Origin of the sequence: Desulfitobacterium sp. (genome assembly GCF_034927245.1) — a bacterium.
Lineage (GTDB): Bacteria > Bacillota > Desulfitobacteriia > Desulfitobacteriales > Desulfitobacteriaceae > Desulfitobacterium_A.
Map to the genome: position 1 here is coordinate 1 of NZ_JAYFQK010000015.1, position 25,871 is coordinate 25,871.

Genomic DNA, 25,871 nt, shown 5'->3' on the forward strand with positions numbered 1-25,871 from the left:
CGCATGATAACACCTCGTTTTTGGTTGATTTGGTTGGACACTTAATTATACCAAAAACCTAGTGTTCATGCGGATTTTAACTATTATTTTTACTTTTTAAGGTCAAATCTAAGCCATTTTATTGGGTGCGAAACTTAAATATTAATTGTTGATGATTCTCCGTTTATGCGTCTTACATTGCAAAAGATTTTAAATCAGGATCCGCAGATAAAAGTTGTGGATACTGCCCGGGATGGGCGAGAGGGGATTGAAAAACTCCGAGCCTTACATCCTCAGGTCATTACAATGGATGTTGAAATGCCGGTCATGAATGGCTTGCAGGCTTTGGATGAAATCATGCGCTGGCAGCCTACTCCGGTCATCATCTTAAGTGCGGTGACAACGGAAGGAACCCAAGCAACGATGAAAGCCCTGGATTACGGAGCTTTTGATGTGGTTGCCAAACCTTCGGGCAAGCCCGGAGCTGACTTGAAGAATTTAGCTGTGGACTTAATTGAGAAGGTTAAAGGAGCAGCACAGGTTGATCCTTCCCGGCTTTCGAAGAATGGTGCAATCGGGCGAACAGCAATGAAAAGCAATGCGCTGAATTCACAAACTCAGGGGGCAAATCCTGCTGCTCTCCCGAACCGAGTATCCACACAATCCGGAGTGAACCGAGGAGGTCGAAGTACAGCGAAGCGTCCGAAACATCCTATTGAGGTCGTTGCCATTGGGACATCGACAGGAGGTCCTTCAGCCTTACAAACTGTTCTTCCTCAGCTCCCGGCTAATTTTCCGGTCCCGGTGATTGTTGCTCAACATATGCCTCCGGGGTTTACGGGACCGTTAGCGCAGCGCTTGAACGGATTATGTCCCTTGAAAGTGCGGGAGGGGGTTCATGGTGAACCTTTGAAAGCAGGCACAATTTATATCGCCCCGGCGGGTAAACAGATTCAAGTGATGCGAAAAAATGGTCAGCTGTTTCTAAATATCGGTGACGAAAGCCCGATCACAACGCTTTATCATCCTTCCGTGGATGTGATGTTCCTCTCCTTAGCCAAGGAAGTGGGCAAAGGCGCTTTAGGCGTAGTTATGACAGGAATGGGCAATGATGGCCTTAAAGGAATGCGTGAGATTAAGGCGCTTGAGGGTTTTGCCATTGCCGAGGCCGAAGAAACGTGTGTTGTTTATGGAATGCCGCGAGCGATTGTTGATGCCGGCTTAGCCGATCGGGTTGTGCCGCTCAGTGAAATCGGGCATGTGATTGTGGAATGTGTATAGAAAAGGAGTAAAGCTATGGGACTTTTTAATGCAATTGATACAAGTGCCTCCGGCTTAACAGCACAACGATTACGTTTAGATCTCATTTCCAATAACGTGGCCAATATCAATACAACACGAACAAATCAAACCACTGCCGCAGGTAACCCTATTCCTTATCGTCGGAAAGTCGCTGTTTTCGTTCCCCGACCGGCGGCGGAAACCCCTTTTTCAAGCGTACTTAATAAAGCGGTTAACTCGTCCGGAGACGGGGTTCAAGTCGCAGCCATAACCGAGGATGCGGCACCCTTTAATATGGAATATAATCCTGATTCACCGGATGCGGTCAAGGTTGCAGAACCCGGTCTGCCGGCGGGTTACGTGCGAATGCCGAATGTCAATATCGTTACGGAAATGGTCGATATGATCTCCGCTTCACGGGCGTACGAAGCTAATGTTACGGCACTTAATGCCTCAAAATCAATGATGTCTAAAGCCTTGGAGATCGGAAGGGGGTAATATAAATGGCAATCACTCCAATCCCGCCCATAGGTATCCAAAATCCTGTAAACTCTGTTTTGAATCAACAGGCTAATCCTATAAGCAGTAAGGATAACGGGGCAGGGAAAGCAGGATCGGATTTTGGACAGTTCTTATCTAATGCTTTGAACCAAGTCAGTGATCTGCAAAAGAATGCGGAGCAAGCGAGCTTAGGATTAGCAACAGGTCAAATTCAAGATATCCATACCGTCATGATTGCTCAGCAAAAAGCAAACCTTGCTTTGAACCTGACGGTTCAAGTCAGGAATAAGGTCATCGAGGGTTACCAAGAAATCATGAGAATGCAAATCTAATTTTGTGTATTTATAATTTTATACGAAAGTATTGCTGAATTAACGGGGGATAAACTTTGGCAATTAATTCATTAATGAGAAAGGAGGGGCAATTGAATGAATTTTTCGTGGGCAGGAATACAGCAGTCGATACGTAATTTCTGGGGTAAATTATCCCGTCCACAAAAAATAATCACTGTTGTCGCTCCTCTTTTAGTTACGATAGCTCTGATTTCTTTGATCCTTTGGGCAGGTCGGCCTCAGTATGTCACTCTTTTTTCAGGTTTAGCGGATACGGAAGCCGGAACAATTACGACGAAGCTAAAAGATCTGAAGGTAAGCTACAAGCTGGATAATAACGGTTCAACGATCCTTGTTCCGAAAAGTCAGGTGGATGAAGTACGGCTGGAATTGGCCAATGCCGGTCTTCCGCAAGGAAGTAAATTCAGTTTTGATTACCTGAACTCGGTTCGCTTAGGGGAAACCGATAATGACCGCAAAATTCGTTATGTTCTCGGATTGCAAACCGAAATTGAAACGACATTAAAAACCTTGGCCGGGGTAGAAGATGCAAGAGTTCATATTGTGATGCCGGATCCTTCTCTGTTTGAGGAAAAACAAAAAGCGGCCACCGCGGCAGTTACCTTGCAATTAGCATCGGGTACGGAGATCCCGGAGGAACAAGTCAAGGCTATCGCTAATCTGTTAAGTGCGTCTGTAGAAGGATTGCAAACGGAGAATGTGACAATTGTTGATACAAAAGGAAACACGCTTTCCGATGTCCTCAGCAACAAAGATGACCCTAAAAAATTAACGGCAACCCAGCTGCAGCTTAAACAAAAAGTAGAGAGTGATTTGCAGAAATCGCTGCAAACGATGCTGGATAAGGTTTTCGGTGCAGGAAAAACGGTTGTTCGTACAAATGCAGCCCTCAATTTTGATCAGGTTTCGATTAACTCCACTAAAAATGGACCCGGTGCGGTTGTTAGTGAACAAAACAAGACTGATAATTCCATGAGTAATTCAGGGGGAGGAGCTACTCCCGGAGTACAGTCGAATGTTCCGGGCTATGTCGGCACAACCGGCAATGGTTCGACTTCGACTTCAGCAAAAACGGAAACGACTCGGAATTACCAAGTGGATACGACTCAGGAACAACGGGTTGTTGCTCCCGGATCAATTCAACGTTTGTCGGTTTCTGTCCTGGCTGATTCGGATGTTGTCACAGGGGATCAACTCGACCAAATTCAGACGATTATTGCCTCGGCTAGCGGAATAGATATCAACCGTGGAGATGAGATAAAGGTTGCCGCTTTGCCCTTTGATAAAACCGGAATTGATCAAGAACAACAGCAGAGGGAGGCAGCCGCTCGTCAACAACAGATCAGGCAATATGTGGAGCTGGGGATAGGAACTCTATTAGCCTTGGTCTTCATCTTCTTAGTTCTGCGGATGCGCGCTAAGCGCCGAGCAGCAATGGATGATTTTGACAGCGAACTTCAACCGGTTCCGCTGGCGGCGGCAGAAGAACTTTTGCTGGCTCAAAAGCAGGCAGCAGAGGCGGAGAAGGAAGCAGAATTGAAATTTGTGCAGAAGAAGAAGAAATCAGCGGAAGATATTGAAAAGCAAAAGGTTAAAGAAGCGGTTGAACTTTATGCCGAAAATAATCCGGATGATGTGGCTCGACTCGTGAAGACATGGTTATCGGAGGAAAGATAGAAATGGCCCAGAATTTAACCGGGATTCAGAAAGCCGCAATCCTAATGATTGCTTTAGGACCGGATAAATCAGCAAATATTGTTAAGCATTTGAGCGAAAATGAGATTGATCAGCTTACCTTAGAGATGGCGAATGTTCACAAAATTTCTGCCGAGCAGCGTGATACGGTTGTCGAAGAATTTCATCAAATGTGTATTGCTAATGATTATATCGCCCAAGGCGGAATTGATTATGCGCGTGAGGTTTTAGAACGGGCTTTAGGTGAGCAACGTGCCTTTGATATTATTTCCCGGCTTTCCTCATCACTCAAAATGCGTCCTTTTGATTTGGTGCGGCGTACGGATCCGAAGCAGCTCTTATCCTTTATCCAAGGGGAGCATCCGCAAACGATCGCCTTAATTATGACCCATCTTCCCGCAGATAAAGCAGCCACAATCCTTTCGAGTATTCCCCATGAAAAGCAAGCCGATATCACACGCCGGATTGCCTTAATGGGGAGAACAAGTCCGGATGTCCTTAAGGAAATCGAGAAAATTCTGGAACGCAAGATCTCAAGCCTTGCTCCTACGGATTATACAACTTCCGGCGGAATACAGAGTGTGGTTGATATCCTTAACCGAAGCGATCCGGGAACGCTGAAGGTTGTGATGGATTCTTTGGAAATGGATGATCCGGAACTCGCCGAACAGGTCAAACGGCAAATGTTTGTCTTTGAAGATATCATTATGCTGGATGACCGTGGAATTCAACTGGTACTCCGGGAAGTGGATTCAAAGGATCTGGCCTTGGCAATCAAAGGGTCGAATCCGGAAGTCGGAGAAAAGATCATGCACAATATGTCTGCACGTGCATCACAAATGCTGAAAGAGGATATCGAATTTATGGGACCTGTGCGTTTGCGTGATGTGGAAGATGCTCAACAACGAATTGTTAAGGTTATTCGACGTCTTGAAGAAAGCGGCGCAATTGTGATTTCGAGGGGTGGCGGCGATGAACTCATTTATTAAGTCACGCGTTGTCAAGAGTCAGGCAGTAGAAGTCTTAAATCCCCGGGTAGTTGAAATTGATGCCGAGGAATTTCTGCATTTGAGGCAGCGGTTGACTGTCGTGCAAGAAATTCCGAGCCCTGCTGATTCACCTGACGAACTTGCCGAATTAACGTCCAATGCTCAGGCTGAAGCTTTAGCAGAAGCCCAGAAGATTATTGACCAGGCACAAGCTCAGGCGGAGCAATTGCGCTCACAGGCGGAGACTGAGATTGCGGAATTAAAGCAGCGGATTAGTGAGGAAGTTACCGAAGTTACGGCAAAGGCTCAATCGGAGGGATTTGAAAAAGGGCTTACCCAAGGAAAGACCGAAGGCTATGATGAGGGGATAGCTCAGGGGGAGCATGAAATTGCCGAGAAGGTACAGCAATCAAAGACGCTGCTTCAATATCTGCAAAATGCGGTTAAAGATGAATTTGCCAAAGTGGATCATGACCTTCTTCACTTAAGCATAAAGATTGCCGAGCAGGTGATTCGTGCAAGCCTGGAGATAAAACCAGAATTGTTGTTAAAGCAGATTAAGGCGCTTACGCTCTTTCCGCAGGAACGTGAGGGATGGCGTTTACACATAGCACCGGAGGATTTTGGGTGGCTGCAAAATAGTGATTTTGCAACACAGCTCAATCTCTCCTATATCCCGGATGATACCCTTCATCAAGGGGAATGTTTTCTCGAATGTTCGGAAGGAATATTTGATTCACGCCTGGAGCTGCAGTTAGCTCACTTAGAACAACTCCTGAGAGAGGAATTAAACCATGAGGGATTGGAACAGTCTTGCCCATAAAGTTCAATATTTGGAACCCATTATTCCCCAAGGTCGGGTCGCCAAGATCGTTGGTTTAATGATTGAATCCGATGGACCGCGGGTCAGCGTCGGCGCGTACTGCAAAATTATCACGCGCGAGGGGATAGAGATTCCAGCTGAGGTTGTGGGGTTTCGCAATTCGACGACTCTTTTGATGCCTTTGGCAGAGTTAGAGGGAATTGCACCGGGGGACAGAGTCGTACCACAGCACCATAAACTTATGGTCGGAGTGGGAAAGGGTCTGTTGGGACGCATCCTAGATGGATTAGGTCATCCCCTGGATGAACGTCCTTTGAATTGTGACGGTGAATATCCCCTGCACAATCCACCGCCAAATGCTTTTCAAAGGCCCCGCATCTCTGACCCCTTAAGCGTAGGGGTTCGGGCGGTGGATGGCTTGCTGACAATCGGCCGGGGTCAGCGGATTGGCATCTTTGCCGGTTCGGGCGTGGGAAAAAGTACGCTTTTAGGGATGATGGCACGCAACTGCAGCGCCGATGTTAATGTTATTGCGTTAGTCGGAGAGCGGGGACGAGAGCTGCGGGATTTTATTGAAAAGGATCTTGGATCTGAGGGAATGAAGCGTTCCGTTTTGATTGTGGCCACTTCCGATCAGCCGGCTTTAGTCCGCCTTAAAGCGGCTTATACGGCAACTGCGATTGCCGAATATTTCCGTGATCTTGGGAAAGACGTTCTTTTGATGATGGACTCGGTCACCCGCTTTGCAATGGCACAGCGGGAAGTGGGGCTGACGGCAGGGGAACCCCCGGCAACACGGGGCTATCCGCCCTCCGTTTTCTCACTCCTTCCGAAACTCCTTGAACGCTCCGGTATGTCACAGCAAGGTAGTATTACGGGTATTTATACAGTTTTAGTCGATGGGGATGATCATAATGAGCCCATCGCTGATGCGGTAAGGGGAATTTTAGACGGTCACATTGTGCTCACTCGGGATTTGGCCTCTCAGAATCATTATCCGGCCATTGATATACTGCAATCGGTAAGTCGGGTGATGCCGGATATTGTAACTCTTGAGCATTCGAAAATGGCGGGTATGTTCCGGGAATATCTCGCGATTTATCAGGAGGCTAAAGATTTAATTGATATCGGTGCTTATGTCTCCGGGAGCAGTCCTCGAATTGATGAATCAATTGCCCATATCAGAGGAATTCAGGAATTTCTTCGCCAAAGCGTTAATGAACAAGTCAACTTTACGGAGATGTTAGGGCAAATGAAAGGATGCTTAAGCAATGCCGCGATTTAAGTTTCGTCTGGAAGCACCTTTGCGATTGACCGAGCGTGAATTGGATAATGAACGGCGGTCTTTAGCAAAAGAATTTGAGAAACTTCAGCAAAAGCAAGCCTTATGTCTCGAAAAGGAGAAACAATGGCAAAATGCTTTGCAAGGCCAAAAAGATGCAGGAATTAAAGCACCGGAAACCTTAGGCAGATGGCAAGGCTATAGCTTAAGTCTTCATCAGCAGTTCCGAAAATTACAATCAGAATTGGCCCAGCAGGAAGAAGTCATAAGCCGGCAGCGCCTGCGTGTTAAAAAAGCGCATCAGGAACAAGAGAAACTCCGTAAATTAAAAGTTAAACAAGAAGCGGCGTTTTGGTTAAAGGAACAACGACGCGAACAACAGGTCTTAGACGAAGCAGGTCAAGTGATTTTTATTCGTCGGCGGGAACAACGGAAGTTAGAAGCAGAGGGTGGGGCATATTTATGATCCATGTAACGCGTCTTAATGGAACGATGTTTGTTCTTAACTGCGACCTGATCGAAACGATGGAAGAAACCCCGGATACGGTAATTACCTTGACGGGTGGAAATAAATATATTGTCTCTGAAAGTTTGGATGTACTCATTGCCAAAATTGCCAAGTATCATCGGCAATGTCATCCTTTCTATTCAGCGGTGGAGGGGTCTAAGGAATGAATCTAAAAGCAATATTGGGGAAGATTATTCCTCCTGTCTTAGGAATTGCTATTGGGATAGGGGGGACCCTTGGTGCTCAAGCCTTGTTTTTCCCCAAAACAACAACCACGCAAGTTGTTGTCCAAGGAAACGGGCCTGTGGTCCAAATCGGCGAGTTCACAGTTAACTTACAGGGCGGTTCTTTCTTAAAAACGCAGATTGCCGTGGAAGGAGCCGGTAAAAAATCGGATGTTGAGATCGAGGCCAAAAAAGATTTTATTAAGGACCGGATTAATACGGTATTGTCAAGCAAGTCGCTTAAAGATATGCAGCCGCAGAATCGTGAACAGCTGAAAAAAGAGCTCATAAGCCAGCTTAATGAAGTGACAGGCAACAAAGTCAAAGATATACTTTTCCTTACTTTTATTTATCAATAGATATTAATATGTAAAAGCACTGAAACGCGAGAGGGGGGATCTTATGGGAGACGTTCTATCCCAGGCGGAAATTGATGCGCTGCTGAGTGCGCTTTCCGAAGGGGAAGTGGATGCAGAAGAAATTAAAACCAACAAAGTGCAAAAGAAAATCCGAGTCTATGATTTTAAGCGGCCGAATAAGTTTTCCAAAGATCAGATTCACTCTCTCCAAAATATTCATGATAATTATTGCCGGTCGTTGACGACCTATCTGTCCGGACATTTGCATTCGGTGATTGAGACGAAAGTGCTTTCTATTGAACAGATTACGTATGATGAATTTATCCGTTCCCTGCCTAACCCTACGATTCTTGGAATTTTTACATTTGAGCCGCTGGAAGGGACTCTGCTTATCGAAATGAGCCCGGGGCTAGCCTTTATCATTATTGATTTGCTATTAGGGGGAGTGGGAACCACATCAGAGAAAAATCGGGATTTGACAGAGATCGAAAGTACGATTATTGAACATCGCTTGATTCAGATGATTGATCTTCTCGAAGAAGCGTGGGCTGATGTTATAGATTTAAAACCGAAATTCATGACATTAGAAACGAACCCCTCTTTTACGCAAATCGTGGCACCCAATGAGATGGTGGTTCTGATTACCCTCGAAGTGAAGGTCGGTGAATCAATCGGGATGATCAATTTTTGTTTACCCTATTTGGTACTTGAACCGATTCTGGATAAACTCAGTACTTTTTTTCTGTTTTCAACACAGGCCAAGGTTAGAAGTCCCGAACAGGTGAAAGCGATTCGTAATAAAATTCAATGGGCAAAAATTGATATGACAGCATTGCTGGGACAAACAGAGATTTCAGTCAAAGATCTATTAGAACTTGCACCGGGAGATGTGATTCCTCTCCAGCAAGGGGTTGAAGGCGCCCTCCCAATCTATGTTGGGAACTTCAAAAAATTCCATGGGGTTCCCGGCCTAAGTGGGGAACACCTTGCTGTTCAATTAACAGAAACCGTCGAAGATGAAGGAGGGGAATTAGATGGGTAACGGGATGCTTTCCCAAGAAGAAATTGATGCCTTGCTCCGAGGCACGGTTGCACCGGAGACTCCCGCTGAGGAGCCGGTCGTGGAATTCTCGGATATGGAAAAGGATGCCATTGGAGAGATTGCGAATATCTCAATGGGAACAGCGGCGACGACCTTGTCTCAGCTCCTGGGTAAAAAGGTTGACATCACTACGCCTAAAGTTGACGTTACAAACGCTGAGCAAATTCGCAAGGATTACCCTATTCCATCGGTTATCGTGGATGTTAAATATAAGGCAGGGATTGAGGGTTCTAACTTCCTTATTCTTTCTCAACGCGATGGCGCGGTTATCGTCGATTTAATGATGGGCGGAGACGGAAAAAATGTTTCGTTAGAGCTTACAGATCTTCAGATCAGCGGAATCGGCGAAGCAATGAACCAAATGATGGGGTCAGCCGCGACTTCAATGTCGACGATGTTTAATTCCTTGGTCGATATCACGCCGCCTAAACTTGTCTTAAATGACATGGCAGGGGGTAATCAAGAATTTGTACAACCGGATGAAGCCTTGATTCGAATCTCGTTTCGAATGGTTGTAGAAGATGTTATCGATAGTATCTTGATCCAAGTGATCCCGGTTAGCGTGGCCAAGGGGATGGTATCAAAACTGATGGGAACGATGGATTCGCCGGCACCGCAGAAACCCGTACCGGCTAAAGCCCAGCCTTCACCTCAGCCGCAGCCTGTGCAACAACAGGTACAAGCTCAACCGCGGCCGCAACCCGCTCAGCCGAGGGCTCAGGGTTCAATGCCCGTCCAACCGGCACAATTCACACCGCTCAAGCCGACGAACCTTACCGTTAGCCAAGACAACCTTGGTCTTATTCTTGATGTTCCCCTTCAGGTGAGTGTCGAGCTTGGAAAAGCGAAAAAGACGATTAAGGAAATTTTGGAACTGGGTCCCGGATCAGTGATTGAGCTGGATCGCCTGGCCGGTGAGCCGGTAGATATGATTGTTAATGGGAAATTAGTGGCGAAGTGCGAAGTCGTAGTTATTAATGAAACGTTTGGCATCCGGGTTACAGATATTATTCAACCCAATGAACGGATCGCTAGTATTCAATAAGAGGAGGAACACTTGTGAGTGCAAATGTGTTAATTGTTGATGATGCTGCGTTTATGAGAATGATGGTCAAGGATATTTTAACAAAAAACGGCTATAACGTGATTGGGGAAGCAGAGAACGGGGCAGTCGCCGTAGATAAATATATGGAATTAACCCCCGATCTCGTGATTATGGATATCACCATGCCGGAAATGGACGGCTTACAGGCTGTTCGGGAAATCCGTAAACGTGCTCCGGAAGCGCGAATCATTATGTGCAGCGCTATGGGTCAGCAAGCGATGGTTATTGACGCTATCCAATCCGGTGCCAAAGATTTTATTGTAAAACCGTTCCAGGCGGATCGTGTAATTGAGGCAGTTGCTAAGGCGCTGAAATAGTGTATGTCATATTTTGATGAAAATCAGGCGTGGGCTCCGGGTGAGTCAGTAACAACGCCGCCTGCCGCAGGCTCTTCCTGGTGGGGCATTGTGGTAACGGTGCTTATCTTTTTGGTCATTTTGTATATCGCGTTAAGAATGATTCAACGTCTGAATCGTTCGGCAATACGAGGGATGAATGCACCGTGGGCGAGGGTTTTAGACCGACAAATTATGTATGGACAGCAGGCTCTTTATCTGGTTGAGATCGCCGGTAAATTAGTGATTCTTGGCGGGACCGAACACCACATCGAAAAACTAGCCGAGGTCGATGATCCGGAGCTGGCCGCGGAAATTCTGGATGAGCTTGCCAATCGTCCCGTGGAAAAAGCAGAGGGAACGCTGAGCCATGTCCTTCAAACAATTTTCAGCGGCAAAAAGCGCAAAGAAAAGGATTCCTTTTCCAAGGAACTTGAACGCCTGATGAAGGAGGTTGAAAAATGAACCTCCTTCATCCTCGTAGTCAAAGGTATTCCGGCCTAAAGAGTCGGTTGATGAAGTTTGCGTTAGGATGGGGCGTTTTTGGCTTTGGAATGCTGCAGCAGGCAAGTCCTGCGCTGGCAGCAAGCTTAACGCTGGACTTAGGCAACACGGCTGGGGAGCAAACAACGGCATCCATACAAATCCTTTTACTCTTAACCGTGCTCTCCCTTGCCCCTGCTATTCTGGTATTGATGACTTCATTTACGCGGATTATTATCGTTTTGTCCTTTGTGCGCAATGCCTTAGGAACACAGCAATTGCCACCGAACCAGGTCATTATTGGCTTATCACTGTTTCTTACCTTTTTTGTGATGCAGCCGACGTGGAACGAGATTAACACACAGGCCCTGCAACCCTATATCAATCAGCAGATTACGCAGACAGAGGCCCTGAATAAGGCAGAAGCTCCTTTACGGACCTTTATGTTTAAACAGACCCGTGAAAAAGATCTTGAATTATTTGTGGGCATGGCCAAAATGGAGCGGCCTAAAACGTACAGTGATATTCCGACTTATGTTCTTATTCCCGCTTTTGTCATTAGCGAATTAAAAACGGCTTTTCAAATGGGTTTTGCAATCTTCATACCATTTATGGTTATCGATATGATTGTGGCCAGTACGCTGATGTCCATGGGGATGATGATGCTGCCCCCGATGATGATATCTCTGCCTTTTAAGCTTTTGCTTTTTGTACTGGTCGATGGTTGGAATCTCGTTGTTCAGTCGCTGGTTACAAGTTTTCATTAAATACATTTGTTAAATACACTTGTTGCATTACCCGTTCACCACGTTGCGCAGCTACTCACTTGTCTATTCCACTATCGCTCCAAACCTCAGGGTAATACCTGAAGTAAACCATGGTCGCGATTTAACGTTCCATAGACTGCGTTCGCTTAACGCTGCTCCACTATGAAGGTTCACTAAGTAATTGCAACAAATTTTAGACCGCTTTTTTAAAGGAGGGATGCTGATGAGCCAAAATGATGTTTTATATCTTGCGAAAGAGGCTCTAGGCGCTGCGATGGTTGTGGGCGGGCCCATCTTGGGGATCAGCTTGTTGGTGGGTCTTTTAGTCAGCATTTTTCAAGCGATGACTTCGATTCAGGAGCAAACCCTGTCGTTTATACCTAAAATCATAGCGATTGGTGTTTTGATGCTGCTTCTCGGACCGTGGATGTTGAGTGTGTTAACAACCTTTACCGCTAATTTATTCGGCCAACTGGCAACGTTTGGCAACTACTAGTCGGAGATGATACGATGGGGCTCGCTCAATTTTTGCAATGGAATGTATCCCTTTTCCTGCTGATTTTTTCAAGGTGGGCGGGAATGATCATGCTCGCCCCCGTTTTTGGAGCACGAGGAGTTCCCAATATGGTGAAGATAGGATTGACAGCCGGCCTTTCAATTATTATGTATCCTCTTATTCAGGCTTCTAACCCGCAAATTCCGGATGCGCTTTTGCTTTATGCCGCTTTAGTGATCAAAGAAGTCCTGGTGGGGCTGGTCATTGGTCTCTTAAGCTATTTCATAACTGCTGTTATCCAAGGAGCAGGTCAGTTGATTGATCTGCAGATGGGTTTTACGATGGGGGGCGAAATCGATCCGTTTTACGGCGTGCAAAGCGCAATGATGGGAAATTTTCAAATTATCCTGGCCATAATGCTTTTGCTTGCCACGAATGCCCATTATTATCTTATCGCTGCCATGGTTAAGAGTTATGCTTATATTCCTTTGAATCCGGCAGGTCTTACCATTGGGCTTGACTTTATAGTCAATTTGATTTCCTCCGTGTTTTCCTTGTCGATCCAATTGGCGCTTCCGGTCATGGGGGCGATGTTAATCGCGGATATCGGAGTAGGACTCTTAAGCAGAGCAGTACCGCAGCTCAACATTTTCTCGGTCATATTTCCCGTCAAAATAATCATGGGCTTTGTAATATTAATGCTGTCGGTTCCCTTCTTCGCGCAATCCGTCAGTCATTTGTTTAATACGGGTATGACTTGGATATTCGATCTTTATAAAGGGTGGCAGCAATGAGCGAAAAGACATTACAGGCTACTCCCAAACGAAGGCAGGATGCGCGCAAAAAAGGACAGGTTTTAAAAAGTCAGGAACTGGTGTCCTCTTTCATGCTTCTGGGATTTGTTGCTCTTATGAAGTATTGGCTCCCGGTGATGATCACCAAAATGGGAGAACTCTTTATATATGTCTATAGCCTTCCTTTTGACTGGAGTTTGCAATCTGTCTCAACACTCATGGTCAACCTGCTGTGGTTAGGAATTCAAATTGTCGGCCCCGTTTTCATCGTCGGGGTTCTGATCGCGATAGCAGGCAACTATATGCAAGTAAAATCCCTATTTACTATTGAACCGCTTAAACCCCAACTCTCAAGAATCAATCCGATCAATGGAGCCAAAAGGATGTTCGGGGTAAAAGCTTGGGTCGAACTTGCAAAATCCCTGCTTAAAGTGATCTGCATCGGCTACTTCCTTTATGCGACAATACGCGATAATCTCCAGGTTTATCCCGCCTTACAGCAACTCAGCGTCACACAGTCCGCAATGTATATCGGGAATGCGCTCTTAAGCCTTGCTTGGAAAATATCTTTGGCCTTCGTTTTTATTGCCATCTTGGATTTCCTTTATCAATGGTGGGATTACGAGAAAAATTTACGCATGTCTCATGAGGAAATGAAGGAAGAATTTAAACAGACAGAAGGAAATCCGCAGGTTAAATCTGAAATAAGGAAAAAACAAAGAGCAGTATCAATGCGCCGCATGATGCAGGACTTACAAACAGCAGATGTTGTCGTGACAAATCCGACCCACTTCGCCGTAGCCCTGCATTATGATGCCAAGGAAAATCCGGCCCCTTATGTCGTAGCCAAAGGAGCAGATCAGGTCGCCTTTAGAATACGTGAAAAGGCCAAAGAATATGGGATCGTCGTCTTAGAAAATAAACCGCTGGCCCGCGCCCTTTACGCCCAAGTCGAAATAGGGCAGACCGTACCCGCGGATCTCTATAAAGCCGTCGCCGAAGTCCTAGCCTTCGTATACCGCCTAAAGAAAAAGCGAATCAAGGCTTTATAACCTCCCCAGCGACGATTCTCCGGAGGAGAATAAGCGACATGCAAAGCAAAGCCCGACCCAAAAGGCTTGCGAAGGAAGACCCTAAAATCTCCCCAGCGACGATATTCTCCGAAGGAGAATAAGCAGCATGCAAAGCAAAGCCCGACCCAAAAGGCTTGCGAAGGAAAACCCTAAATCTCCCCAGCGACGATATTCTCCGAAGGAGAATAAGTGGACATGCAAAAAGCAAAGCCCTGCTCGAATAGTCCTGCAAAGACAGGCGAAGCGATTTGCGAAACCCCAGTTTTCCTTCTTAAGCCCGAAAGAGTCTTTTGTTAGGAATGAAGGCTTTAAGTGAGTAGCTGCCAAACTTGACTTAGGCTCGGAACAGAGGCTTCAGCGGGACGGCGCATAGGACGTGCGCCGCCGCCAATAGAGTCAGGAGACGATTTTGGCGGGTATCCCCTCTACAAATCCCGAGTTTAAGTCTTAGTTTGGCCGACGAACGCCTCGTCTGAATGGATAACAAAAGACCTCTTCAGAATAGCCCCGGCGCCGTTGATGAGCGAGAAAATCGCTTCGCCGCCACCCCAGAACCCCAGAGCTTAACTTAAGAACCCCACATATACTTTGTAGAAAGGAGGAGCACACTCTTGGCAGCAACCAATGTAAGCAGAGGTAAACGTCTAGCCTCGAATACCGATATCCTGGCCGCAATCGGGATCGTATCCGTTGTCGTCATGATGGTCATTCCGCTCCCAGCCTTTCTTCTGGATATCCTTTTAACCATAAGTATTTCGGGTTCTGTTCTTATCCTTGTACTTTCAATGTTCACCATTGATCCTTTAGACTTCTCAGCCCTCCCTTCATTGCTGCTGATTATGACTTTGTTCCGGCTTTCCCTCAACGTTTCGACGACTCGGCTGGTTCTCCTTAATGGTTATGCGGGAGAGGTTGTACAGCAATTCGGACAGTTTGTCGTCGGCGGCAGTATTGTTGTTGGTTTAGTCGTTTTCATCATTCTCGTTATCGTTAATTTTCTTGTTATTACTAAGGGTTCGGAACGGGTATCGGAAGTTGCCGCACGTTTTACGTTGGATGCAATGCCCGGTAAACAAATGGCCATTGATGCGGATTTGAATTCAGGTCTTATCACTGAGGGGCAAGCCAGAGACCGACGGAAGAAGATTCAGCAGGAAGCTGATTTTTACGGGGCAATGGATGGTGCCAGTAAATTCGTCAAAGGGGATGCCATCGCCGGAATCATTATCCTTTTTATCAATATTATCGGCGGATTTATTACCGGTGTTTTCCTGCGGGGTGAATCGGTTACGGAAGCGCTTCAAACCTATACGTTATTGACCATAGGAGACGGATTGGTTACACAGATCCCTGCGCTATTAATTTCGACCTCAACAGGCTTGATTGTAACGCGGGCTACTTCAGATTCCAACCTTGGGCAGGACTTAGCGAAGCAGATGATCAGAAGCCCGAAGGCTTTATTCATTACAGCGGGAGTACTCTTAGTATTGGCTTTCCTGGGCTTGCCGCCTGTTCCCTTATTTATCGTTGCTGCCGCTATGGCCGGAGCGGGAATATTCTTGCAGAAGAATACGAGGAAAAGCGTAGTTGATGAAAGTGCAGCAGCCAGAGAAACAGCGATTAAAGAAAGTAAAAAACCGGAGAATGTGTTGAATTTACTTCAAGTTGACAATATGGAGCTGGAGCTGGGGTATGCTTTGATTGCTTTAGTCGATGCCCAGCAGGGAGGGGATCTGCTGGATAGGATCGTGTTGATCCGGCGTCAGGTTGCGAGTGAATTAGGATTTATTGTACCTGTTATTAGGGTTCGGGATAATATGAATCTTCAGCCTAACCAATATGCGATTAAACTACGGGGGGCCGAGGTCGCCTCCGGGGAATTATTAGCAGACCATTATCTCGCGATGAGCAGCGGGATTGAGGATGGCAGTATTACCGGTATACCGACAAAGGAACCTTCCTTTGGGCTTGACGCCATATGGATCAGTGCGGCCACGCGCGAGCAGGCGGAACTTTCGGGATATACGGTTGTCGATGCTCCGACCGTTTTAGCGACGCATTTGACAGAAGTCATAAAAGCCAACGCTTGGGAGATTTTGAGCCGTCAGGATGTTAAGACGATATTGGATTATACAAAGGAACAAGCCCCGGCTGCTGTTGATGATGCACTCGAACATCTTAATCTGGGACAGATTCAAAAGATACTCAGCAATCTTTTACGAGAAAGGGTATCGATCCGCGATATGGTGACGATTCTCGAAACTTTAGCCGATTACGCATCGGGAACTAAGGATATCGACCGTTTAACCGAATATGCCCGACAAGCGTTGTCACGGCAGATTTTACAGCAAATCTTAGGCCCGGATAAAAACCTTCCCGTACTGACACTCGAACCGAAACTGGAGCAACAGATTTTGGATAGTATCCAGCCCTCAGATTTTGGAAGTTACCTAACCCTGGATCCGCGCATTCTTCAGAACCTGATGCAATCCTTGGGTAAAGAGATCGAAAAAATGGTGTTAAAGGGATATAATCCGGTACTGGTTTGTGCTCCGGTCGTGCGGATCAATCTTAAGCGAGTGACGGAAAGACAATTTCCTCAATTGGTTATTTTATCGTATAACGAACTTTCTCATGGAGTTCAAGTCCAAGCGATAGGAATGGTGGTGGCTGGAAATGCGAGTTAAACGTTTTGTAGGAGATAATGTTGCGGAAACCATGGGTAAAGTAAAACGGGATTTGGGTTCGGATGCGGTCATTTTGCAGACGCGCCAATTCCGTGATGGCGGGGTATTAGGTCTATTTAGAAAGCCTAAGGTGGAAATCACGGCGGCCATCGAAGAGCAGCCTGTAAGCAAAAAGCCGATTAATAATGATTTTCAGCTGAAATCCTCGGCAAAGATTCAACAATATGCCCAGGCTCAAGCACAGGCACAGGCCAAAACTCAAGCTCAGGCCCAAGCTCAGGCTCAAAACCAAGCCCATGCCCGAGCCCAAGCTCAAGCTCAAGCTCAAGCGTCTAAACTTAATCCTCTCCGGAATTTTCCGACTCGAGACGATTCTCAAACCATAAAAAATCAACCCCTGGAGCAAGAACTGCATTCGATGCGACTCCTCCTTGATCGAATGAACAAGCAAATCGAGGGCTTTGGCAATGAACAGGTCATCTGGCCGGTTCCCTTACAGAAATGGGCGGATTTACTCCAGGACAGGGGAGTTCAGTCTAAGCTTATAAAACGATTGATGCGTTATTTACAGCAAAATCTTCGGGAAGATGATTGGACAGAGGATTCGCGCGTCAAAGACAAATTGAAAGAAGAGATTCGGGCGATTTGTCATAACACGGCCGTGATCCAACCTGGGGTTAAAAAACCGCGGGTTATTGCTTTAGTCGGACCGACAGGGGTGGGTAAAACAACAACGATCGGCAAATTGGCAGCGGGCTTTAGCATTGTCGACAAACGCAGTGTGGCCTTGATTACGGCAGATACCTACCGCGTTGCGGCGGTCGAGCAATTAAAAACCTTTGGCGAAATCATCGGGGTTCCGGTGGATGTTGTGATGACTCCTTCGGGCTTAAAAGATGCGATTATCCGTCATAGCGATAAGGAACTGATCTTTGTGGATACGGCAGGCCGCAGTCCGCATCATGACCTTCACATGTCCGAGCTGAAATCTTTCATGGATAAGGCTCAGCCTGATTTGACGGTGTTAGTCCTGAGTGCAACGATGCATTCGGCAGATCAGCTTAAAGTTTTCCGACGCTTTGAGCCGTTGTGTACCCATCTTCTTTTTACGAAACTGGATGAGACGGTCAATGGAGGTTCAATACTGAATCTTTTGGAGCAAACCGATTTACCGGTTACATACTTAACAAATGGCCAAAATGTCCCCGATGATATTGAAGCTGCAACTCCGGAACGTCTCTCACGCTATATTCTAGGAGAGGAAAAGAGCCATGCATGATCAAGCAACGGTCTTAAGAAAAATGGCCTCCCATCAAAATGTAATAAATAACAAGGGTTCCCTTCGCGTGATTTCGGTGACTAGCGGTAAGGGCGGTGTTGGGAAGACGAACCTTACGGTTAATCTTGCGTTGGCTTTAATTGAATTCGGCTATCGCGTGATCATTCTCGATGGAGATTTAGGACTCGCTAATGTTGATATTGCGTGTGGGATTACCCCTCGCTTTACACTCGAACATCTTCTGAATGGCGAAAAAACAATCGAAGAGATATTGGTTTCCGGGCCCAAGGGTCTGGGAATATTGCCCGGCGGTTCCGGTGTGCAGGATTTAGCGAACATAGAACGGAATCATTTAGAGAATGTTATCCGCAATCTGGGACGATTAGAAGGGTTGGCCGATATTTTAATCATTGATACGGGTGCGGGATTAGGCCACATCGTAACCAATTTTCTTAAAGCCTCAGATGATGTGATCCTGCTGACAACGCCGGAACCGACTGCGCTGACAGACGCTTATGGTGTGCTTAAAGCGCTGCAGACGGATGAAGAGGAAGAAAAGCCTTTACAGGTGAATGTGGTTGTTAATCGCGTTCTCAATGAAGAGGATGCAAGAGCGACCTATGAACGATTGGAAAATGCAGTGCATAGATTTTTACAGGGGTCGGTTAATTTTCTCGGGTGGGTCTATGAAGATCCCTCGGTGGGGAAAGCCATTATGAATCAAGAGCCATTAGCCATCGCTTTTCCTACAAGTGCGGCTTATCGCTGTATCCAATGGATTGCAAGCTCCGTTGCCGGAATTTATCTAGATCCTCCGCAGAAGGCGGCTGGAATTCGAGGATTCTTGACGCGGCTTTTACGTCATTAATATAGACCCATCAAATCCGCTATGAGGAGGTGGTGGTATGGACTACCGCAAAAAAATATGTCCCGGCTTAGCTGTTGAGCTTATCATCTCGGAAGGGGAATATGCCGGACACTATAAAACACATATCGATGAAGTAGGAGAAAACATACTCTCGGTCTACGCCCCTATACAGCAAGGCCAGATTGTTCCCCTCCATGAGGGAACCCCAATGAAAGTTATCTTTTGGGATGAAGTGGCAGCCTATGAAATTAAGTCGAAAATAATCCAGAGGATTGCCGTTCCGGTTGCCATTTTTATTCTGGAATTTCCACATGATATACGACGTGTTCAACGGCGCAATTTTGTTCGAGTCCCTGCCTTTTACCCGATAACCTTTCGTTCCGTGAACAGGCAAGGATTAAGTGATCCCCAAAAAGGAACAATGCTTGATTTGAGTGGGGGCGGAATGCGTTTTCAAACGTATGAAACAGTCGAGATGGGGGCTATCCTGCTTACCACTTTATCATTGCCCTCCGGACCGCTTCAAACTTCGGCACGGGTTTGCCGGGTGGAAAAAGATTTAGAACAAAAAAGATATAGTGTTTCTGTTGATTTTAACCAGATTCCGGAACGCGATCGTGATCGTATTATCCGCTGTGTTTTTGATTTACAGAGGGATATGCGTAAGAAAGGACTGGTCTAGGTATGGAAATATCACAACTTCAATTGGATGCTTTACGTGAGATTGGGAATATCGGCTCCGGACATGCTGCAACCGCATTGTCCTCTCTTTTGCAGCGGCGGATCGACATGTCTGTTCCGGAAGTTTGGGTTGTCCCGTATGAAAATATTGAAACCATTGTGGGTCAGTTAGATTCTCCCCAAGCTGTAGTCTATGTTAAAGTCGAGGGAGGGGCTGAGGGCAAAGCCGTCTTTTTCTTTCCTCTGGAAAGTGCGCAAATTGTCGTGCAAGCCTTGCTCGGAACCGATCAGCCCTTAGATCTCTTCGCAGATGAATTGGTTCAATCTGCACTCAAAGAAGTCGGCAATATCATGGTCAGCTCCTTTTTAATGGCTCTGACCAGTTTTTCGGGGATACCTTTACAGCCTTCAGTCCCGGCACTTGCAGTGGACATGGTGGGGGCAATTTTGGACGGCATTATGCTGGAAGAGGGTGTGCTCGATGACAATGTTTTGTTTATAGATACACAAATGACAGGAATACCGGAAATTGAGGGACAATTTATATTTCTTCCGAATGATGGTTCGATGAAGAAACTGTTGGGAGCTTTGGGAGTATGAGCAATGTGATCACAGTGGGTATGGCCGATTATAAAACGTCGAGAACTCCGGATATTTTAATGACGGCCGGTCTTGGTTCGTGTATTGGAATCTGTATACATGATCCCGTGGAAAAAGTAGGCGGGATGGTCCATATTATGCTGCCTTCGTCTAATGGAAATCCCGGGGTGAATCAGGCAAAGTATGCGGATACTGCTGTCGAATTGTTGGTACAGGAAATTCTTCACTTAGGCGCTAAAAAAATGCGTTTGCGCGCTAAAATTGCGGGTGGAGCGCAGATGTTTTCTTTTCCGGGGAAAACCACAGTTCTAAAGATCGGGGATCGTAACGCGGAAGCGGTCGAGGTGGAATTGAAACGCTTAGGGATACCCCTGCTTATTGCCGATGTGGGAGGAAGTTTTGGACGGACGATTCATTTTGATGTAGGTACAGGCGATTTAAAAGTTCGGACGATTAACCACGGCGAAAAGGTGATTTAATTTGGATAAAGAAACCTTAAGAATTTGGGCTTGGCGGTTAGCACTCGGAACGGCTCTTGTGGTGGGAATCCTTAGTTGGGTGACAAAGGTCGGCTTTTTACGGATAATGATTCGTATTATCTTATCCTATTTGTTAATATACGGACTCAGTTATGGAAGTCTGTATTGGTTCGAAAAAGCGGCTCCTCCCGGTGATGATGTTCCGCCGGATAACCGGGTTGAGGATGAATTAAACGGGACCCGTGGCGCCTTATTCGATGTGGCTGTGGGAGAGGATGAGATGGACCCCCCCATAGCAGGTCAAGTCAATGCTGATTTATCCGAAGGGCTGCCCGATGCCGAACAGCAAGCGGATATGGTACGCCGCATGGGCTGGGGTGAGTAAGCCATGAGCAAAGGAGGTCATTAACGTGATAACCAATCCTTATGAAGGAGCCGCAACACGCGGTCCCTGGAAGATTGAGCAGATTGAGAAATATTTGCCTTTGGTTAAACGAATCGCCGGCCGACTTGCTATTTCCCTTCCCCAACATGTCGATGAAGATGACTTGATCGGGTATGGCGTTTTTGGTCTGCTCGATGCCTTAGAACGATTTGATTTAGCGCGCGGGGTTAAGTTTGAGACCTATGCTAATTTAAGAATTCGCGGGGCAATGATTGATGGGTTGCGGACGATGGATTGGGTACCGCATTCCGCCCGCCAAAAAGTCAAACATATTCAGGACGCCTTTGCTCTAGTCGAAGCGACTTTGGGACGGCCTGCTGAAGTTGAAGAGGTCGCCGCTTACTTAAAGATGGATGTACGTGAACTCGAAGGGGCTATCCGGCAGGGCCAAATGCTGAACCTTAGCTCACTTGATGAGCTGGCGGATGGGGAAGATGGCGAAAATTTGTCTCCCATAAGCATGTTAAAGGATCCCCAGGCTCAGGAGGCTTATCAGGATGTTGAAATAGAGGAACAACACCAAATTCTCGCCAAGGCGATCGAAAAGCTCCCTGAAAAGGAGAAAATGGTTGTGGCGTTATACTATCAGGAAGATTTAACGCTTAAAGAAATTGCGGCGGTGATGAATCTTTCCGAGTCCCGTATTTCTCAGCTGCATTCTCAGGCCATTCTGCGTTTAAGAGGACGCTTAAGCCGGCAGAAGAAGAATCTCTTTTAGTTAGATAATTAAACCTTAAGTTTTAGACAGGTTTTTACGATATAACAAATAGAGTCAATTTGGAGGTGGTGCCATGTCAGAAATCAATGTTCTTGTCAGCGGCAGTGTGACGCCCACGGTTAAAGGGGGGTCCATTGCCAAGGGAGAGAATTTCGGCGGGGACAGTGCGGCATTGGAATTTGCGGCGTTGTTCAGCGGCTGGATAGCTCAAGCGATGGGACAAGGACAGGACTCTGGCTTTCAGAGCAACAGTGATCCGGCAGGCAAGGAGGCCAATTCCGGACAAACAGGTATTCAGGGATTAGAGGGTATGCTTGGTACATTACGGACGGCTGCCGGGCTTAATTTGGAGTCCGTCGGCGGGCAAAACGAACCGGTGAAAGATTTCCCGGTGAATTCTTTCGGTCCGGAAATGACCAAACTTTTTTCCCAAGAAAACCTTTTCGGAGATGCTGCTGATTCAGGGATAGGATCAGAGCAGCTTCAAACGGTAAAATTGCCGTTATCGGAGTTGGATCAATATAGAGTATTGATTACACAGCTATTACAGGAAATGTCCGGGGAGATCAGCGAGGTTGCGGTTAAACCGGCAGAAGTTCAAGGACTTCTTTCCCAATTAAGTCAGGAACTGAATTTAAACCCATCTGAGAATACCGAACAATTATTACGAAATCTTCTGGTTCAAAATAAAGATCGGCTTCAGCCACAGATTCAGACCGAAACTCAGGTACAGAATCCGATTCAGCCCAAGGATGTTCAACCTGAATCAATGCCATGGACGATGATGCAAAAACAAGGAACGACTCCTGCACAGAGTTCTATACCCAATAATATACGGAATGAACTTCAAACCAACGGTTTTAGTCATACAATGACAGTCTTATCGAATGAGACAGACATAACCGGTGAGACAGACTTATCCGGTAAGACGAATACTTATAATACGGAATCGGCACTTAGTCCTGAGGTTGCTGTAAATGCTAATCCGAACGGCGAAAAAGCGGAACCCACGCTTCGCTCGACCCAAGACTTACCCCTAGAGAAGGGAGTTCAAGCAGAGAAACCTCCTATAGAAGCCCTTCCCCTAAAGATAAATACGGGTGAGCAAACAGGCCGGACGGATACCGGGAAAGAGAAACAGAACCTTTCAAGTAATGAAAATGGAAAGGCTATGATTTCTAAGGATAACGGAACGGAAAGCATAAATTCAAATCAAGGAAATATTAGCTTTTCGAATTCAGTATTGAATTCGGTGGCTGAAGTGGGAAACAGAACGGCGGTTTCCTCAAATTCACCGATATGGCAGCAAGTTGCTCAGCAGCTGCAAGGAAAGCTGCTCAATCAACTTCCTAATGTTCATAGAATGAATATTCAACTTCACCCGGCAGAGCTTGGGCAAATTTCAATTTCTGTTGCATTGGATAATGGTCAGGTTCATCTCCGGATGCATGCATCTGAAGCCGCGACAGGACAGGTTCTGCAGAGTAATTTTCCGGAATTGCGGCAGTCCCTGTCTCAAGCGGGGATTCAATGCGGCATGATGGAGATGGGTTTTGCCGATTCTAATCCGAATTTTAACCGGGGCCGAAACCAAACGTTTACACCACGATTGAATAATCAGAACCAACAAGCAACGGAAGACGGACTTAATATTGATGAAATTCGCGGCGAAATTTCATCCTCCGGGACTTCGGGACAAGAGCTTGGTCAAGATTATCGAATCAATGTTACGGCTTAGGAGGAAAATATGAGTAATGTAAATGCAACCGCAGGCGCAACTGCAACCGCAAGCACTCAGGATAAGACTGGCAAAGCTGTCTCTTCAGCGGTTGATAAAACCTTGAATCAGGAAGACTTCCTCCATTTGCTTACGACCGAACTAAGCAATCAAAATCCATTAGAACCGATGGATAATAAGGATTTTATTGCTCAGTTGGCTCAGTTTAGTACTTTGGAGCAAATGAATAACTCAGTTGCGACGCTGAAGAATTTGAATACAAATATGATAAGCTTTTTTCAGCAATCACTTCTTACGCAAGGGGCAGCTTTAATCGGAAAACAGGTCAGCGGTATGGATGCGAAAGGCGGGACTGTTTCCGGTATTGTGGATTCTGTCCAATGGCTTGACGGTAATCCTCAGCTCAAGCTTTTACAAGGGGACGGGACCTTTAAAACCTTAGAAATGAATCAAATCACGGATGTCACTGAACCTGTATCGAATAAATCACCCAATACTCCGACTTTATATTAAAAATAGATGGAGGCTAACTATTATGATGCGTTCGCTTTATTCGGCCATCTCGGGGCTGAAAAATCACCAGGTAAAAATGGATGTTATCGGCAATAACATTGCCAATGTCAATACTACGGGTTATAAAAAGAGCAGAGTAACATTCTCGACAATGCTTAGTCAGACATTGCAAGGGGCATCCTCAGCTGGAGCAACTTTAGGGGGGACTAACCCGATGCAAGTTGGTTTAGGAGCTTCACTGAGATCCATTGATCAGATTATGACCCAAGGCAGCATGCAGTCCACAGGAAAACCCGAGGATTTGATGATTCAAGGAGAAGGTTTCTTTGTTTTGACGACGAATGGGACAGATCGGCTGTATACTCGTTCCGGTGCATTTTCTAAGGATTCTGCTGGAAACTTGGTTGAGCCGGCTTCCGGGGCTAAGGTCGTTGCAGCGAATAACACGGGTACAATTAAAATTGATCCTGATGTTTATACTAGTTTTACCGTTGATAAGACGGGTGTGATTACAGGCATTAAAAAAGATGGCACGTCCGAAAAAATAACGGATATGAATATTCAGATTGCGACATTTCCAAATCCTGCGGGGTTAATGAATCAAGGCGGGAGTTTTTATGTAGAATCAAACAACTCAGGGACTGTAAAAAGATATGGAGAAGGAGCCACAGATGGTTCGTATCCGGCAGGAACAAAATTAATTTCTAATACAGTAGAAATGTCCAATGTCGACCTCTCCGAAGAATTCACAGACATGATTACTGCTCAACGGGGTTTCCAAGCAAACTCTCGTGTTATCACTGTATCTGATACGCTTTTACAGGAACTTATCGATCTTAAACGGGGTTAGCTAAGCTAAAGGGACGTGTAAACGACGTTCCTTTTCCAGCCTTATTTGGAGGTAAAATATGCGTTTACTGGGTACTGCAGCCGGCGGCATTCGGGCACAACAGGTGGCTTTAGATGTCGACGGGGATAATATGGCTAATGTCAATACGACCGGTTTTAAAGCAAACCACACTAATTTTGCGGAGACTCTGGCAACGGAAATGCGTTCTGCTAATGTAACCATGAATGGTCAACCGGTAGGAAAAAGCCTGAGCATGGGTGCAGGAGTGCTTTATAATGGCATTGGTACGGATTTTAAACAGGGGGCGGTCAAGACAACGGATCGTCCGCTGGATGTGGCCATTAATGGTTCCGGCTTTTTTGAAGTAACGACAGCCAATGGCGAAAAGGCTTATACCAGGGATGGAAATTTTCAAGTTGATGCGGACGGCAACTTATGTGATAGTAATGGAAATCTCGTGACCTTAGTCGATGAAGGGGGCAATGAAATGCCGAAAGGGAACCTTTTACTGACTGAAGGGCTTGAGATTGACAGCAACGGAACGGTAACAGCCATGGTCGATGGGGAGAGAATGTCCTTTGGTCAGGTTGCGCTTGCTTTGTTTCCTAATCAAGAAGGACTATTGAAACTAGGATCTAATTTATATGGGGTATCCCCGACCTCCGGCGAGCCCCAACTCGTAAGCCCGGGGACAGAAGGTACGGCAAGCCTGCAGACTAAAGCCCTGGAAGCTTCCAATGTTGACTTGGCAGCCAATATGACGGATATGATTCAGGTGCAAAGGGCTTATCAGATGAATTCCCGCATGGTATCATATGGTGACGAGATGTGGAGTATAGCGAATTCCCTAAGGAGGTAGTCAAA

At 46.2% G+C, this 25,871-nt stretch carries 30 protein-coding genes; all 30 read left to right on the forward strand.

Annotation, left to right across the window (positions count from 1 at the left end):
• Nucleotides 1–165 precede the first annotated feature (165 nt).
• The 30 genes from VB077_RS04315 (at nt 166) to VB077_RS04460 (ending at nt 25,866) form a co-directional block, all read left to right on the forward strand.
• Nucleotides 166–1,260: a protein-glutamate methylesterase/protein-glutamine glutaminase gene (locus tag VB077_RS04315; protein WP_416337028.1), complete on the forward strand. Its 1,095-nt coding sequence runs from the start codon at nt 166–168 to the stop codon at nt 1,258–1,260.
• A 15-nt stretch (nt 1,261–1,275) separates the two neighbouring features.
• Nucleotides 1,276–1,758 carry a flagellar basal body rod protein FlgC gene (flgC, locus tag VB077_RS04320; protein ID WP_323413989.1) on the forward strand — a complete coding sequence of 161 codons (483 nt, stop codon included), beginning with the start codon at nt 1,276–1,278 and terminating at the stop codon, nt 1,756–1,758.
• Between the two features lie 5 nt (nt 1,759–1,763).
• Nucleotides 1,764–2,093, forward strand: a complete 330-nt coding sequence (fliE, locus tag VB077_RS04325; protein ID WP_323413990.1) for a flagellar hook-basal body complex protein FliE — start codon at nt 1,764–1,766, stop codon at nt 2,091–2,093.
• A gap of 96 nt (nt 2,094–2,189) precedes the next feature.
• A complete protein-coding gene (gene fliF, locus VB077_RS04330) occupies nt 2,190–3,791 on the forward strand; it encodes a flagellar basal-body MS-ring/collar protein FliF (RefSeq protein ID WP_323413991.1) in 1,602 nt (533 codons plus the stop codon).
• Nucleotides 3,792–3,793: 2 nt separating this feature from the next.
• The gene (gene fliG / locus VB077_RS04335) at nt 3,794–4,798 is read left to right on the forward strand and encodes a flagellar motor switch protein FliG (RefSeq protein ID WP_323413992.1); all 1,005 of its coding nucleotides are present in this window, start codon (nt 3,794–3,796) and stop codon (nt 4,796–4,798) included.
• Entirely contained in the window at nt 4,782–5,621 is an 840-nt protein-coding gene (locus VB077_RS04340) for a FliH/SctL family protein (protein ID WP_323413993.1), read from the forward strand. The genes fliG and VB077_RS04340 overlap by 17 nt, the downstream gene beginning before the upstream one ends.
• Nucleotides 5,593–6,906 carry a flagellar protein export ATPase FliI gene (gene fliI, locus VB077_RS04345; RefSeq protein WP_323413994.1) on the forward strand — a complete coding sequence of 438 codons (1,314 nt, stop codon included), beginning with the start codon at nt 5,593–5,595 and terminating at the stop codon, nt 6,904–6,906. The genes VB077_RS04340 and fliI overlap by 29 nt, the downstream gene beginning before the upstream one ends.
• Nucleotides 6,893–7,369 (forward strand): flagellar export protein FliJ, encoded by a 477-nt coding sequence (locus tag VB077_RS04350; RefSeq protein ID WP_323413995.1) that lies wholly within the window; start codon nt 6,893–6,895, stop codon nt 7,367–7,369. Before fliI ends, VB077_RS04350 begins: the two co-directional genes overlap by 14 nt.
• A complete protein-coding gene (locus VB077_RS04355; protein WP_323413996.1) occupies nt 7,366–7,578 on the forward strand; it encodes a flagellar FlbD family protein in 213 nt (70 codons plus the stop codon). Before VB077_RS04350 ends, VB077_RS04355 begins: the two co-directional genes overlap by 4 nt.
• Nucleotides 7,575–7,994 carry a flagellar basal body-associated FliL family protein gene (locus VB077_RS04360; RefSeq protein ID WP_323413997.1) on the forward strand — a complete coding sequence of 140 codons (420 nt, stop codon included), beginning with the start codon at nt 7,575–7,577 and terminating at the stop codon, nt 7,992–7,994. The genes VB077_RS04355 and VB077_RS04360 overlap by 4 nt, the downstream gene beginning before the upstream one ends.
• A 43-nt stretch (nt 7,995–8,037) precedes the next feature.
• Nucleotides 8,038–9,036 carry a flagellar motor switch protein FliM gene (gene fliM / locus VB077_RS04365; RefSeq protein WP_323413998.1) on the forward strand — a complete coding sequence of 333 codons (999 nt, stop codon included), beginning with the start codon at nt 8,038–8,040 and terminating at the stop codon, nt 9,034–9,036.
• Complete coding sequence (gene fliY / locus VB077_RS04370; protein WP_323413999.1) at nt 9,029–10,141, forward strand: flagellar motor switch phosphatase FliY; 1,113 nt, start codon at nt 9,029–9,031, stop codon at nt 10,139–10,141. The genes fliM and fliY overlap by 8 nt, the downstream gene beginning before the upstream one ends.
• 14 nt (nt 10,142–10,155) lie before the next feature.
• Nucleotides 10,156–10,518: a response regulator gene (locus VB077_RS04375; RefSeq protein WP_323414000.1), complete on the forward strand. Its 363-nt coding sequence runs from the start codon at nt 10,156–10,158 to the stop codon at nt 10,516–10,518.
• Nucleotides 10,519–10,521: 3 nt separating this feature from the next.
• Nucleotides 10,522–11,001 (forward strand): flagellar biosynthetic protein FliO, encoded by a 480-nt coding sequence (locus VB077_RS04380; RefSeq protein WP_323414001.1) that lies wholly within the window; start codon nt 10,522–10,524, stop codon nt 10,999–11,001.
• A gap of 89 nt (nt 11,002–11,090) precedes the next feature.
• The gene (fliP, locus tag VB077_RS04385) at nt 11,091–11,786 is read left to right on the forward strand and encodes a flagellar type III secretion system pore protein FliP (RefSeq protein WP_323414033.1); all 696 of its coding nucleotides are present in this window, start codon (nt 11,091–11,093) and stop codon (nt 11,784–11,786) included.
• Between the two features lie 223 nt (nt 11,787–12,009).
• Complete coding sequence (gene fliQ / locus VB077_RS04390; protein ID WP_323414002.1) at nt 12,010–12,282, forward strand: flagellar biosynthesis protein FliQ; 273 nt, start codon at nt 12,010–12,012, stop codon at nt 12,280–12,282.
• Nucleotides 12,283–12,296: 14 nt separating this feature from the next.
• Nucleotides 12,297–13,076, forward strand: a complete 780-nt coding sequence (gene fliR, locus VB077_RS04395; protein WP_323414003.1) for a flagellar biosynthetic protein FliR — start codon at nt 12,297–12,299, stop codon at nt 13,074–13,076.
• Nucleotides 13,073–14,128, forward strand: a complete 1,056-nt coding sequence (flhB, locus tag VB077_RS04400) for a flagellar biosynthesis protein FlhB (protein WP_323414004.1) — start codon at nt 13,073–13,075, stop codon at nt 14,126–14,128. The genes fliR and flhB overlap by 4 nt, the downstream gene beginning before the upstream one ends.
• Before the next feature lie 632 nt (nt 14,129–14,760).
• The gene (gene flhA, locus VB077_RS04405; RefSeq protein WP_323414005.1) at nt 14,761–16,836 is read left to right on the forward strand and encodes a flagellar biosynthesis protein FlhA; all 2,076 of its coding nucleotides are present in this window, start codon (nt 14,761–14,763) and stop codon (nt 16,834–16,836) included.
• Nucleotides 16,826–18,115 carry a flagellar biosynthesis protein FlhF gene (flhF, locus tag VB077_RS04410; RefSeq protein ID WP_323414006.1) on the forward strand — a complete coding sequence of 430 codons (1,290 nt, stop codon included), beginning with the start codon at nt 16,826–16,828 and terminating at the stop codon, nt 18,113–18,115. The genes flhA and flhF overlap by 11 nt, the downstream gene beginning before the upstream one ends.
• A complete protein-coding gene (locus VB077_RS04415; RefSeq protein WP_323414007.1) occupies nt 18,108–18,983 on the forward strand; it encodes a MinD/ParA family protein in 876 nt (291 codons plus the stop codon). Before flhF ends, VB077_RS04415 begins: the two co-directional genes overlap by 8 nt.
• 37 nt (nt 18,984–19,020) lie before the next feature.
• The gene (locus tag VB077_RS04420) at nt 19,021–19,665 is read left to right on the forward strand and encodes a flagellar brake protein (RefSeq protein ID WP_323414008.1); all 645 of its coding nucleotides are present in this window, start codon (nt 19,021–19,023) and stop codon (nt 19,663–19,665) included.
• A 2-nt stretch (nt 19,666–19,667) separates the two neighbouring features.
• On the forward strand, nt 19,668–20,264 hold the full coding sequence (locus VB077_RS04425) for a chemotaxis protein CheC (protein ID WP_323414009.1): 597 nt from the start codon (nt 19,668–19,670) through the stop codon (nt 20,262–20,264).
• Nucleotides 20,261–20,743, forward strand: coding sequence for a chemotaxis protein CheD (locus VB077_RS04430; RefSeq protein ID WP_323414010.1), 483 nt, complete (start codon nt 20,261–20,263; stop codon nt 20,741–20,743). Before VB077_RS04425 ends, VB077_RS04430 begins: the two co-directional genes overlap by 4 nt.
• 1 nt (nt 20,744) lies before the next feature.
• On the forward strand, nt 20,745–21,128 hold the full coding sequence (locus VB077_RS04435) for a hypothetical protein (protein ID WP_323414011.1): 384 nt from the start codon (nt 20,745–20,747) through the stop codon (nt 21,126–21,128).
• A 28-nt stretch (nt 21,129–21,156) separates the two neighbouring features.
• On the forward strand, nt 21,157–21,906 hold the full coding sequence (locus VB077_RS04440; protein WP_323414034.1) for a FliA/WhiG family RNA polymerase sigma factor: 750 nt from the start codon (nt 21,157–21,159) through the stop codon (nt 21,904–21,906).
• 73 nt (nt 21,907–21,979) lie between these two features.
• Nucleotides 21,980–23,644, forward strand: a complete 1,665-nt coding sequence (locus VB077_RS04445) for a flagellar hook-length control protein FliK (RefSeq protein ID WP_323414012.1) — start codon at nt 21,980–21,982, stop codon at nt 23,642–23,644.
• Between the two features lie 9 nt (nt 23,645–23,653).
• Entirely contained in the window at nt 23,654–24,157 is a 504-nt protein-coding gene (locus VB077_RS04450) for a flagellar hook capping FlgD N-terminal domain-containing protein (protein ID WP_323414013.1), read from the forward strand.
• Nucleotides 24,158–24,179: 22 nt separating this feature from the next.
• Nucleotides 24,180–25,007: a flagellar hook-basal body complex protein gene (locus VB077_RS04455; protein WP_323414014.1), complete on the forward strand. Its 828-nt coding sequence runs from the start codon at nt 24,180–24,182 to the stop codon at nt 25,005–25,007.
• 58 nt (nt 25,008–25,065) lie between these two features.
• On the forward strand, nt 25,066–25,866 hold the full coding sequence (locus tag VB077_RS04460; RefSeq protein WP_323414015.1) for a flagellar hook basal-body protein: 801 nt from the start codon (nt 25,066–25,068) through the stop codon (nt 25,864–25,866).
• Nucleotides 25,867–25,871: the final 5 nt, after the last annotated feature.

What these genes read in the sequence shown, in the direction of transcription:
- fliQ (WP_323414002.1), top strand. Translation starts at nt 12,010, where the DNA reads ATGAGCCAAAATGATGTTTTATATCTTGCGAAAGAGGCTCTAGGCGCT.
- VB077_RS04450 (WP_323414013.1), top strand. Translation starts at nt 23,654, where the DNA reads ATGAGTAATGTAAATGCAACCGCAGGCGCAACTGCAACCGCAAGCACT.
- flhF (WP_323414006.1), top strand. Translation starts at nt 16,826, where the DNA reads ATGCGAGTTAAACGTTTTGTAGGAGATAATGTTGCGGAAACCATGGGT.
- VB077_RS04415 (WP_323414007.1), top strand. Translation starts at nt 18,108, where the DNA reads ATGCATGATCAAGCAACGGTCTTAAGAAAAATGGCCTCCCATCAAAAT.
- VB077_RS04460 (WP_323414015.1), top strand. Translation starts at nt 25,066, where the DNA reads ATGCGTTTACTGGGTACTGCAGCCGGCGGCATTCGGGCACAACAGGTG.
- VB077_RS04350 (WP_323413995.1), top strand. Translation starts at nt 6,893, where the DNA reads ATGCCGCGATTTAAGTTTCGTCTGGAAGCACCTTTGCGATTGACCGAG.
- flgC (WP_323413989.1), top strand. Translation starts at nt 1,276, where the DNA reads ATGGGACTTTTTAATGCAATTGATACAAGTGCCTCCGGCTTAACAGCA.
- fliI (WP_323413994.1), top strand. Translation starts at nt 5,593, where the DNA reads ATGAGGGATTGGAACAGTCTTGCCCATAAAGTTCAATATTTGGAACCC.
- VB077_RS04430 (WP_323414010.1), top strand. Translation starts at nt 20,261, where the DNA reads ATGAGCAATGTGATCACAGTGGGTATGGCCGATTATAAAACGTCGAGA.
- VB077_RS04445 (WP_323414012.1), top strand. Translation starts at nt 21,980, where the DNA reads ATGTCAGAAATCAATGTTCTTGTCAGCGGCAGTGTGACGCCCACGGTT.
- VB077_RS04340 (WP_323413993.1), top strand. Translation starts at nt 4,782, where the DNA reads ATGAACTCATTTATTAAGTCACGCGTTGTCAAGAGTCAGGCAGTAGAA.
- VB077_RS04315 (WP_416337028.1), top strand. Translation starts at nt 166, where the DNA reads ATGCGTCTTACATTGCAAAAGATTTTAAATCAGGATCCGCAGATAAAA.
- fliM (WP_323413998.1), top strand. Translation starts at nt 8,038, where the DNA reads ATGGGAGACGTTCTATCCCAGGCGGAAATTGATGCGCTGCTGAGTGCG.
- VB077_RS04355 (WP_323413996.1), top strand. Translation starts at nt 7,366, where the DNA reads ATGATCCATGTAACGCGTCTTAATGGAACGATGTTTGTTCTTAACTGC.
- VB077_RS04425 (WP_323414009.1), top strand. Translation starts at nt 19,668, where the DNA reads ATGGAAATATCACAACTTCAATTGGATGCTTTACGTGAGATTGGGAAT.
- fliE (WP_323413990.1), top strand. Translation starts at nt 1,764, where the DNA reads ATGGCAATCACTCCAATCCCGCCCATAGGTATCCAAAATCCTGTAAAC.
- fliR (WP_323414003.1), top strand. Translation starts at nt 12,297, where the DNA reads ATGGGGCTCGCTCAATTTTTGCAATGGAATGTATCCCTTTTCCTGCTG.
- flhB (WP_323414004.1), top strand. Translation starts at nt 13,073, where the DNA reads ATGAGCGAAAAGACATTACAGGCTACTCCCAAACGAAGGCAGGATGCG.
- VB077_RS04420 (WP_323414008.1), top strand. Translation starts at nt 19,021, where the DNA reads ATGGACTACCGCAAAAAAATATGTCCCGGCTTAGCTGTTGAGCTTATC.
- VB077_RS04380 (WP_323414001.1), top strand. Translation starts at nt 10,522, where the DNA reads ATGTCATATTTTGATGAAAATCAGGCGTGGGCTCCGGGTGAGTCAGTA.
- fliG (WP_323413992.1), top strand. Translation starts at nt 3,794, where the DNA reads ATGGCCCAGAATTTAACCGGGATTCAGAAAGCCGCAATCCTAATGATT.
- VB077_RS04360 (WP_323413997.1), top strand. Translation starts at nt 7,575, where the DNA reads ATGAATCTAAAAGCAATATTGGGGAAGATTATTCCTCCTGTCTTAGGA.
- fliY (WP_323413999.1), top strand. Translation starts at nt 9,029, where the DNA reads ATGGGTAACGGGATGCTTTCCCAAGAAGAAATTGATGCCTTGCTCCGA.
- fliF (WP_323413991.1), top strand. Translation starts at nt 2,190, where the DNA reads ATGAATTTTTCGTGGGCAGGAATACAGCAGTCGATACGTAATTTCTGG.
- VB077_RS04455 (WP_323414014.1), top strand. Translation starts at nt 24,180, where the DNA reads ATGATGCGTTCGCTTTATTCGGCCATCTCGGGGCTGAAAAATCACCAG.
- fliP (WP_323414033.1), top strand. Translation starts at nt 11,091, where the DNA reads ATGCTGCAGCAGGCAAGTCCTGCGCTGGCAGCAAGCTTAACGCTGGAC.